Raw genomic sequence first — 9,815 nt, 5'->3', positions numbered from 1 at the left:
GGGCGGGCGGTGTGACCGTCGCCCCGTCGTTTGAATGATCAGGCGAGCTTTGCTTCGGCCGCAGCGACGATGGCGTCAGCCGTGATGCCGAAGTGCTTGAAGACATCCTTGGCAGGACCCGAAGCGCCGAAGCCCTTCATGCCGACGAACGTGCCTTCCGGACCGATAAAGGCATCCCAGCCTTCACGGACAGCAGCTTCAACCGCGATCTTGACCGGCGAGTTGCCGAGGATCTCGCGGCGATAGTCGTCCGGCTGTTCGAAGAACAGTTCGGTGCAGGGCACGGAAACGACGCGTGTGCTGGTGCCCTTTTCCTCGAGTGTCTTTGCCGCCGCAATCGCCAGTTCGACTTCCGAACCGGATGCGAAGATGGTGACCTTGGCATCTGCATTGCCCGACAGCGTGTAGGCGCCGAGCGTGCAGAGGTTCTTTTTCGAGTATTCGGTGCGGGCCGGTGCAAGGTTCTGACGCGTCAGCGCAAGCGCTGACGGACGGTCCTTGGTTTCGAGCGCGATCTGCCAGCATTCGGCCGTCTCAGTCGCATCGGCCGGACGGAACACCATCAGGTTCGGGATGGCGCGAAGGCTTGCCACCTGTTCGACCGGCTGGTGGGTCGGGCCATCTTCGCCAACGCCGATCGAGTCATGCGTCAGGACGTGGATGACGCGAATGCCCATCAGGGACGCGAGGCGGATCGGCGGACGGCAATAGTCCGAGAAGATCATGAAGCCGCCGCCATAGGGGATCAGACCGCCATGCAGGGTGACGCCGTTCATGGCGGATGCCATGCCGTGTTCGCGGATACCCCAGTGCATGTAGCGGCCGGAGAAGTCCGTCGGCGTGATCGAGACCATCTGGCTGGTCTTGGTATTGTTCGACGGCGTCAGGTCGGCGGAGCCGCCGAGCGTTTCCGGCACGAAACCGTTGATGACTTCCAGAACGTCTTCCGACGCCTTGCGGGTCGCAACGGTCGGCTTGGTTTCAGCAAGCTTCTTCTTGAAGTCGTTGATGGTGGCGTCGAAACCTGCAGGCAGGTCACCGGCGAAGCGGCGGTCGAACTCGGCCTTGTGGGCAGACGCTGCAAGGCGGCCTTCCCAGGCCTTGACGGCTTCGAGGGAGCGGACGCCGGCTGCGCGCCAGTCGGACAGAACGTCGTTGGGAATGACGAAGGGTTCGTATTCCCAGTTCAGGGCCTTGCGGGTCGCTGCAATTTCCTCGGCGCCGAGCGGCGAACCGTGAACCTTGTGGCTGCCGGCCTTGTTCGGCGAACCGAAGCCGATCGTGGTCTTGCAGGCGATAAAGGTCGGGCGGTCGGACTTGTGGGCCTGCTCGATCGCGTCTGCGATAGCGGCCTGATCGTGACCGTCGATCTCGATCGTGTTCCAGTGCACGGCCTTGAAGCGGGCGATCTGGTCCGTCGAGTCGGACAGCGACACGGCACCGTCGATGGTGATCGAGTTGTTGTCCCAGAACAGGATCAGCTTGTTCAGCTTCAGGTGACCGGCAAGTGCGATCGACTCGTGGGAGATGCCTTCCATCAGGCAGCCGTCGCCGTTGATCACGTATGTGTAGTGATCCTGCAGGTCGGCGCCGAATTCTTCGCGCAGCTTGCGTTCGGCGATTGCCATGCCGACGGCGTTGCCGATGCCCTGGCCGAGAGGACCAGTGGTGGTCTCGATGCCGGTCGCATGGCCGTATTCCGGATGTCCGGCAGTCTTGGAGCCGAGCTGGCGGAAGCCTTTCAGGTCGTCCACCGACATGTCAGGGTAGCCGGTCAGATACAGTACCGAGTACAGCAGCATCGAGCCGTGGCCGGCCGACAGCACAAAGCGGTCGCGGTCGGGCCAATGCGGCTTGGTCGGGTCGAATTTCAGGTATTTGGTAAACAGGACCGTTGCGACGTCAGCCATGCCCATGGGCATGCCCGGGTGTCCGGAATTCGCCTTTTCGACGGCATCCATGGCAAGGAAACGGATCGCATTGGCCATCCGGTCGTGTTGTTCGCGAGAAATCATGGCTAATCCACTATCGTCCGAGTGTCGGTCAGGCCCTATGATCGGGCCTCGTCAGGAAGCGTCCGATCCATATCAGGTGGGGCGCGCAAGTCAACAAAAGGCGGGCCACCGGTGGCACATAATGATCGGGTTTAGCACAGTCTGCCTGCTATTTCGGCAGGGCCGCCGAGTGCCCTTGATCAGCGACGATCCACAGTTCGATGCGGTATCGTCTGCGTGTTTTATTGACCGGCTTTCAAGCGGTGAATAGTCTACGGCGCTTGTTGGCGAGGCGCTGCCGTACGATTCGGCGCCGATCGCGACCTCACGGGATATACGCATGCCGGCAGAAAAGACGGTGGATCTGGCGCTTTCGGAACTTCGGGCTGCGATAAGCGGGCTGGAGAATGCCGTCGATGTGCGCATCGAGCAGCAAAGAGACCAGGGCGAGATGGAAGGCGAGGTCAAGCGCGTGCATGCCGATCGATCGCGCCTGGCGCAGGAACTGGATCAGTCGCAGTTTCGGGCCAATCGTCTCGAAGAGGTCAACCGAGAGGTTTCCCGCCGTCTGGTGACGGCGATGGAGACGATCCGCGCGGTTCTGGACCGGTAAGGAAAAAGAGATGGCCCAGGTAACGGTAACGATCGACGGCAAAGCCTATCGGATGGCTTGCGAAGAAGGTCAGGAACAGCACCTGACGGACCTCGCCGACCAATTCGACCGCTATGTCGGACATCTGAAGGGCCAGTTCGGCGAGATTGGTGATCTTCGCATCACGGTCATGGCCGGGATCATGATCATGGATGAGCTTTCCGAGCTGACCCGCAAGGTCGGTGCGCTCGAAGGCGAGGTGCAGTCGCTAAAATCCAACCGCGCCGGTGCCGCTGAAAACCAGAGCCGCAGCGACGAGCTTGTCGTCTCCGCCCTGAGCGAGCTTTCATCCAGACTGGAAGGCCTGACCGCCAAGCTCAACGGCCGTGTGCCGGCGAACTAAGACCGTCTCACGCCGGGGTTCAGCGTCGCTGAAAGCCTGCAGAAAAAAATGCCTCGCGATGCCACTGGCGCGCCATCGACTTCAGCCTTATATTGAAAATGCGTTCTGCGCTTCTCGACAGGAACCACAATCCCTGGGGCCATACTCGATCCAAAGGGAGCTGTCCCTGGCCAGGCCCGTGGGCTTGGACATATGGCGCCCACCTACGTTTGTAGGCACCCAGGATCGTAAAAATCCATCGGTCGCCGCGGATCGCACCTTACAGAATTCGGGCTCGATCATTCATAATGGTCGCGCCCAAAAACGAAAAACCCCGCTCAAGGCGGGGTTTTGCACGTCTAGTCGATTGGGATGCTTACGAGCGCTTTTCGATCGAGCAGACCAGAACACGGGAGAGAACGCGCTCATAGCCGACGATTTCGCGGGCGATCCGCATAACGCGGGCATGATCGCCACTGGAGCTGACAACGCCTTCAAGAACAATGAAGTCGCCGGTCACGTCGACGGTGAGATTGCTGCTGTCGAAGTTGGGGAGGTAACTCAGTTCCGTTTCGATAGCGGTCTTTTCCATCATCATGCCGTGGTCATGGGCAAAGGCGAATGAAGCGGTAGGCTGAAGGCTGCTCAAGAACATTGTCGAAACTCCCAACATGAACGTCTGATGAATGAACTGTTGTCTTACGTTTATGTTCCGAATGTGTCCGCGCTTTTTCTAATTTCTTTTTCCAGTACACGAGTTCGTCAGATTGCCAGTCCGGTTTTCCCCTGATGTGGCATCAGGCGCCCCTGTCTGACGCTTGACAATGGCCGCGCCGTTTCCGAGTAAGTCTGCGTGTTTTCAATCGGCGGACTTCTTCATGCCCAACGCAAAAGCCACGTTCGCCCGCTCGTCGCTCCTGATGCTCGTCATCGGCGCGGCTATCCTGCTCGGCATCGTGATGTCTTCTTTCTTCCTGGCGCAGATGACCAGGACGTATTTCGATGACGTCACGAAGCTGAGAGCATTGCGCGCGACCACTGCCGATCTGCTTTTGCTTGTGCAGACCGCCGAGACCGGACAGCGCGGCTACCTTTTGGTGCAGGATCCGCTGTTTCTCGAGCCCTACCGGACATCCATCGGTGCGCTGCCGCTCCAGCTGCAGAAGGTGGAGCGGACGGCGGCCAATCAGGACATCGTCAGCGTTCCGCTGGACGAGATCCGCAGCCTGATCGCGCTAAAGACCAATGAGATGCAGGCGACGCTGTCGCTCGCAAGTTCGGGTCAGGTCGAGCAGGCAGTCGCCATCGTTCGCAACCAGTCGGGCCTTGAGGCCATGCAGAAATTGCGCGCCCTGCTTGGCGGCGTGATCGGCGAACTGGATGGACACCTGATTTCTGGGATCGGAGAGATTCGCGGAAGTTCCGAAAAGCTGCAGTGGTTTACCGTCGGCGGCGGTATCCTGATCATTCTCGTTCTCGGGGGCGCGATTGCCATCGTCTTCCAGCATGTCCGCCAGCTACAGAAGGCCCGTGCCGAGGTGGAAACCTTGAATGCCGGATTGGAGGAGCGGGTCAACGAGCGTACCGAAGACCTCATCCAGGCAAACCGCGAGATCCAGCGATACGCCTATATCGTCTCGCACGATCTGAGAGCGCCGCTTGTCAACATCATGGGCTTTACCAGCGAGCTGGATAGTTCGCTCAAATCGATCTCCGCCTACGTGCTGGCCGATTACGTCAAGCCGAGCGAACTTCAGGTGAGGGACGCCCGGCTTGCAGTCGAGGAAGATCTTCCAGAGGCAATCGGTTTTATCCGTTCCTCGACCAAGAAGATGGATGGCCTGATCAACGCCATCCTGAAGATCTCCCGCGACGGAAGGCGTGAGCTGAAGCCGGAGCGGATCGATCTCGCCGAACTGCTGGAGGCAACCGCTGCAAGCGTCTACCACCAGGTCAATGAGGGCGGCGGCGAAGTGGCGATTTCCACGTCGGCCGCAAAGACCCTCGTCACCGACCGGTTCTCGCTGGAGCAGGTTTTCGGTAACCTGTTCGACAATGCGGTCAAATACCAACATCCCGACCGGCCGCTGGCGCTGTCGATCACGTCAACGCCGCTCGGGCGAAGCTTTGTCCGGATCGAGGTTGCCGATAACGGGCGCGGCATTGCGCCGGAAGACCACGAACGGGTGTTCGAGCTGTTCCGCCGTTCCGGCGTGCAGAACCAGCCCGGCGAGGGCATCGGCCTTGCGCATGTGCGATCATTAGTCAGAAATTTAGGTGGCGAGATTACGATCACGTCAACCTTGGGCGGCGGTGCGACATTCATCATCCGTCTGCCCACCGATCTGTCCCAATATGTCAGGAGTCATGGGTCATGAATGCTGCCGGCAAAGAAGTTACCATCGTTATGGTCGAGGACGACGAGGGGCATGCGCGCCTCATCGAAAAGAATGTCCGTCGAGCAGGCGTCAACAACGAGATCGTACCGTTCACAAACGGAAACGCGGCGCTCGATTATATTCTCGGCGCTGACCGCCTGGGAGCGGCCAATGCGGATCGGTATTTGCTGATCCTTCTCGACCTCAACCTCCCCGATATGTCGGGTATTGACATACTTGAGAAGGTGAAGTCCAACCCTCACTCGAAGCGACTGCCCGTGGTCATCCTGACCACGACCGACGACGAGCGAGAGATCCAGCGGTGCTACGATCTCGGTGCCAACGTTTATATAACGAAGCCAGTGGATTATGAGAGTTTCGCGCACGCCATCAGACAGCTCGGTCTGTTCTTTGCCGTGATGCAAATTCCCGGACAATGACGAGACGTGATGCAGCACACCATTCTCTACGTCGATGACGACCTTGCCCTTGCGCGGCTTGCCGTGCGCAATCTGGGTCGCTTCGGCTATCAGGTCGTCCATGCCGTGGATCTGTCCGCGGCAATGGAGACCGTTGAGAAGGGTGGCGTGCACGCAGTGGTTCTCGACCACTATCTCAGCACCGGTACCGGCCTCGAAATCCTTCACAGGCTGAACGAGATGGGGGCGGGGCTCCCGGTCATCTACGTCACCGGTTCGAGCGATGCGACGATCGCGATCGACGCATTGAAGAACGGTGCGTCCGACTATGTCATCAAGACGGTGGGCGACGAGTTCTGGCCGCTGATGCAGAGCGCGATCGGCCAGGGGATTGCGACCGCCGAGCTTCGCCGCGCCAAGGAGCGCGCCGATCAGGAGATCCGGCTTGGCAAGGAACGCGCCGAGGTGCTGTTGACGGAAGTCAACCATCGCGTCGCCAACAGCCTGGCGCTGGTTGCCGCGCTGATCCGCCTTCAGGTGTCGAGCAGCAAGAACGACGACGTCAAGGCGGCCCTGTCGGAGACGCAGGCGCGCATCTCCGCGATCGCCGGCATGCACCGCAGCCTTTATACGTCCGACGACGTGCGCCAGGTGGAGATGGACAAGTATCTCGGCACTCTGGTCAAGGAAGTGCAGGGTACGGTCAACGATCACCAGAGCGCGACGATCCTTTTGCAGGCCGACGAACTCGCGCTGAAGTCCGACCGGGCCGTCTCCGTCGGGATGATCGTGACCGAACTTCTCACCAATGCGCTGAAATATGCCTATCCGCCGGGCGCTGAGGGCGAGGTGCGTGTGCTTCTCAAGCGGCAGGATGATGACAAGGCGCTGCTTGCGGTGGAGGACGACGGCGTCGGCTGGAAGGAAGGCGACATGCCGAAGGGCACGGGTCTTGGCAGTCGGATCGTCAAGTCGATGGCGGCAACGCTTGGTGCTTCCATCCAATATGTGCCGCGCGAAAGCGGCACCCGCGCCGAACTGCTGATCGACCTGACGGCGTGATTTCTCCCTTTCCGACCGGACGCTCGCAAGTTCCACAGTGACGGCCATTGCATTGGACGCATGCTGACCCTATGATTTCCACCGCGAGCGAAGGTGCATAGCTCCGAGAACCCCCAAGGATTGCGGGCGGTTTTCCGAACTGTGCGCGAAGCAGCGCCGACGCTCCCATAGGGTGCGTTCGATAACGGTTCTCGTTGAAGTGGGCCGTGGCGTCAGTTTTGCAGGCAGGATATTGTTCCAGATTAAGAGCCCCTTTTGTTAACCGAAATATTCATCGTCGTTGCACTCACCATTCTCAATGGTGTCCTCGCAATGTCGGAACTTGCCGTCGTGTCCTCGCGTCCCGTGCGCCTCCGGGTCATGGCAGAGCAGGGAAATCGTGGCGCAGCTGCCGCCATCAAGCTGGCTGAAGATCCAGGCCGCTTCCTTTCCTCCGTTCAGATCGGCATCACCCTTGTCGGCGTTCTCTCCGGTGCGTTTTCCGGTGCAACGCTCGGCACCCGTCTGACCAACTGGCTGTCCGAGCAGGGTATGCCGCAAAACTTCGCCGACTGGCTCGGCGTCGGCGGTGTCGTCGTGGTCATCACCTATATGTCGCTGATTGTCGGCGAACTCGTGCCGAAGCAGATCGCATTGCGGGCGCCTGAGCTCGTGGCCGCCAAAGTGGCGCCGGCGATGAAGATGGTCGCGACAATCGGTGCCCCGGTCGTGTGGTTCCTCGACATCTCGGGTCGGTTTCTTCTGGCCCTTCTCGGCCAGAGCGGGGAATCGAACGAGAAAGTCACCGACGAGGAAATCCGCACCGTGCTTGCCGAGGCACATAGCGCGGGCGTGATCGAGACCGAGGAATCGGCGATGATATCAGGCGTCATGCGACTGGCCGACCGTACCGCGCGCGGCCTCATGACGCCACGCCGCGATGTGGAGGTGCTCGATACCGAAGATGAGCCGGAAGAGCTTCGTGCCCAGCTGCGGGCGACGACACGGTCGCGTCTGCCTGTACGCAAGGGCTCGTCGGACGAGATCCAGGGCGTGCTCTTCGTCAAGGACGCCTATGAATTCATGGCCGGCGGCAGGGGCGGCGATCCCGCCTCGCTGATGCGTGAAGCGCCTGTCGTTTCCGACCTGACCGGCGCGCTCGACGTCATCCAGGCCCTGCGCAAGTCACCGGCACATATGGTTCTCGTCTATGACGAATACGGCCATTTCGAAGGTATCATCACCTCCGGCGACGTGCTCGAAGCCATCACCGGTGTGTTCCAGGAGGACGAGGTTGAAGAACCCGCCATCGTCGCGCGCGACGACGGATCCTATCTCGTCGCCGGCTGGATGGCAGTCGACGAGTTCTCCGCGCAGATGGGCGTGCCGATCGAGGATGACCCGGGTTACGAGACCGTTGCAGGCTTCGTTCTCGACGAGCTGAAGCATCTGCCGGAACTGGGCGAGAAGTTCACAACACGAGGCTGGACCTTCGAGGTGATCGATCTCGACGGACGTCGTATCGACAAGCTGCTGCTCAGCCGCGCACCAGACTGACGGCACGGGACCGATGAGCGAGGCTTTTTCCGACAATCGCATGCGCAAGACGGAACTGCGGCGCCAGAGCCTCACCGCGAGAGACGCTCTGTCTGTTTCGGATAGGGTCGAAAAGAGCCAGGCGCTTGCCGTTCATGGCGCCGGGGCAATCGAGTTGCATGCCGGAGCGATCGTGTCGGGCTTTCTGCCGATCCGATCCGAGGTGGATCTCCATCCTCTGATGGCATTGCTGCGGGATCGCGGCGGGCGCATCTGCCTGCCCGTCGTCCTCGACAAGGAAACGATCGTGTTTCGCGAACTGACGCCTGAGACGGTGCTTGTACCCGGTACGTTCGGGACATCGGGTCCCGGGCCCGAGGCGGAAGAACTCGAGCCCGAGATCATGCTCGTGCCACTGGCCGCATTCGATGCGCGCGGCCACCGGATCGGCTATGGCGGCGGATATTATGACCGGGCCATTCACCGTTTGCGCGAAAAAGGCTTGAACCCGCGGTTGATCGGCATTGCATTCGACTGCCAGGAAGTGGCATCAGTGCCTGAAGAACCTCATGATATGAAGCTCGATGCCGTCTTGACCGAAAGCGGCTATCGGCCGTTCGCGGGTATGCCCGCGTAGATTGGACAAGCATGCGTCTTTTGTTTCTGGGTGACATGGTCGGCAAAACCGGCCGTACGGCGGTTTGGGACAAGTTGCCGGGGCTGGTGTCCGACCTGAAACTCGACTTCGTGATCGTCAACGGCGAGAATGCCGCTGGTGGCTTCGGCATTACCGAGGAGATCTTTCTCGAGACGATCAATGCCGGTGCCGACGTTGTCACCACCGGCAACCATGTCTGGGACCAGAAGGAAGCCGTCGGCTTTGCCGGTCGCCACGACCAGTTCCTGCGCCCGGCCAACTATCCGGCCGGCACGCCCGGCAAGGGATCCGGCATCTTCTACGGCCGCAACGGCGCGCGCATCCTCGTCGCCAACATCATGGGCCGGGTCTTCATGCATCCGGAACTCGACGATCCCTTCAAGTCCGCCGAGGCGATCCTTGCCGCGGCCCCGCTGAAGGAACAGGCGGATGCCATCATCTTCGACTTCCATGCGGAAGCCACCAGCGAAAAGCAGTGTTTCGGGCATTTCGTCGATGGTCGTGCGTCGCTCGTCGTCGGCACGCACACGCATGTGCCGACCGCCGACTGCCAGATCCTGAACGGCGGCACCGGCTACATGTCGGATGCCGGCATGTGCGGCGACTACGATTCGTCGCTCGGCATGGACAAGGAAGAGCCGCTCAACCGCTTCATCTCGAAAATGCCGAAGGGCCGTTTCGAGGCGGCAAACGGTCCCGCGACAATCTGCGGTCTCGGCATCGAGATTTCCGACACGACGGGACTGGCCGAGAAGATCGAGCCGCTCCGGATCGGGCCGCGGCTCGCGGAGACCATTCCGAGCTTCTGGCGGTAG

10 protein-coding genes and 1 other RNA gene are annotated in these 9,815 nt (G+C 60.6%); 9 read left to right on the top strand and 2 right to left on the bottom strand.

Annotation, left to right across the window (positions count from 1 at the left end; all coding sequences use genetic code 11):
• Positions 1-38: 38 nt before the first annotated feature.
• Complete coding sequence (gene tkt / locus J3A65_RS14185; protein WP_209901820.1) at positions 39-2,015, bottom strand: transketolase; 1,977 nt, start codon at positions 2,013-2,015, stop codon at positions 39-41.
• Positions 2,016-2,334: 319 nt separating this feature from the next.
• Here tkt and J3A65_RS14180 point away from each other — a divergent pair, with 319 nt between their 5' ends.
• The 3 genes from J3A65_RS14180 (at position 2,335) to ssrS (ending at position 3,247) form a co-directional block, all read left to right on the top strand.
• Positions 2,335-2,607 (top strand): DUF4164 domain-containing protein, encoded by a 273-nt coding sequence (locus tag J3A65_RS14180; protein ID WP_062460818.1) that lies wholly within the window; start codon positions 2,335-2,337, stop codon positions 2,605-2,607.
• Between the two features lie 10 nt (positions 2,608-2,617).
• Positions 2,618-2,989, top strand: a complete 372-nt coding sequence (locus tag J3A65_RS14175) for a cell division protein ZapA (protein ID WP_062460814.1) — start codon at positions 2,618-2,620, stop codon at positions 2,987-2,989.
• A 99-nt stretch (positions 2,990-3,088) separates the two neighbouring features.
• A non-coding RNA gene (ssrS, locus tag J3A65_RS14170) (6S RNA) lies at positions 3,089-3,247 on the top strand.
• A gap of 97 nt (positions 3,248-3,344) precedes the next feature.
• Here ssrS and J3A65_RS14165 read toward each other — a convergent pair.
• Positions 3,345-3,623 (bottom strand): BON domain-containing protein, encoded by a 279-nt coding sequence (locus tag J3A65_RS14165; RefSeq protein ID WP_062460811.1) that lies wholly within the window; start codon positions 3,621-3,623, stop codon positions 3,345-3,347.
• Positions 3,624-3,846: 223 nt separating this feature from the next.
• On the opposite strand from J3A65_RS14165, the gene J3A65_RS14160 reads away from it, so the two are divergent.
• The 6 genes from J3A65_RS14160 (at position 3,847) to J3A65_RS14135 (ending at position 9,815) form a co-directional block, all read left to right on the top strand.
• Positions 3,847-5,346 carry an ATP-binding protein gene (locus J3A65_RS14160; RefSeq protein ID WP_209901818.1) on the top strand — a complete coding sequence of 500 codons (1,500 nt, stop codon included), beginning with the start codon at positions 3,847-3,849 and terminating at the stop codon, positions 5,344-5,346.
• Positions 5,343-5,786, top strand: a complete 444-nt coding sequence (locus J3A65_RS14155; RefSeq protein ID WP_062460808.1) for a response regulator — start codon at positions 5,343-5,345, stop codon at positions 5,784-5,786. Before J3A65_RS14160 ends, J3A65_RS14155 begins: the two co-directional genes overlap by 4 nt.
• A gap of 9 nt (positions 5,787-5,795) precedes the next feature.
• Positions 5,796-6,827 carry a sensor histidine kinase gene (locus tag J3A65_RS14150; RefSeq protein WP_174196154.1) on the top strand — a complete coding sequence of 344 codons (1,032 nt, stop codon included), beginning with the start codon at positions 5,796-5,798 and terminating at the stop codon, positions 6,825-6,827.
• Between the two features lie 255 nt (positions 6,828-7,082).
• On the top strand, positions 7,083-8,363 hold the full coding sequence (locus J3A65_RS14145; RefSeq protein ID WP_082476442.1) for a hemolysin family protein: 1,281 nt from the start codon (positions 7,083-7,085) through the stop codon (positions 8,361-8,363).
• A gap of 13 nt (positions 8,364-8,376) precedes the next feature.
• A complete protein-coding gene (locus tag J3A65_RS14140; RefSeq protein WP_245341550.1) occupies positions 8,377-8,979 on the top strand; it encodes a 5-formyltetrahydrofolate cyclo-ligase in 603 nt (200 codons plus the stop codon).
• An 11-nt stretch (positions 8,980-8,990) separates the two neighbouring features.
• A complete protein-coding gene (locus J3A65_RS14135) occupies positions 8,991-9,815 on the top strand; it encodes a TIGR00282 family metallophosphoesterase (protein WP_062460799.1) in 825 nt (274 codons plus the stop codon).

This window comes from Rhizobium sp. PvP014 (genome assembly GCF_017876855.1).
GTDB classification, from domain to species: domain Bacteria; phylum Pseudomonadota; class Alphaproteobacteria; order Rhizobiales; family Rhizobiaceae; genus Neorhizobium; species Neorhizobium soli.
This window is presented reverse-complemented; position numbering and strand designations above follow the sequence as displayed.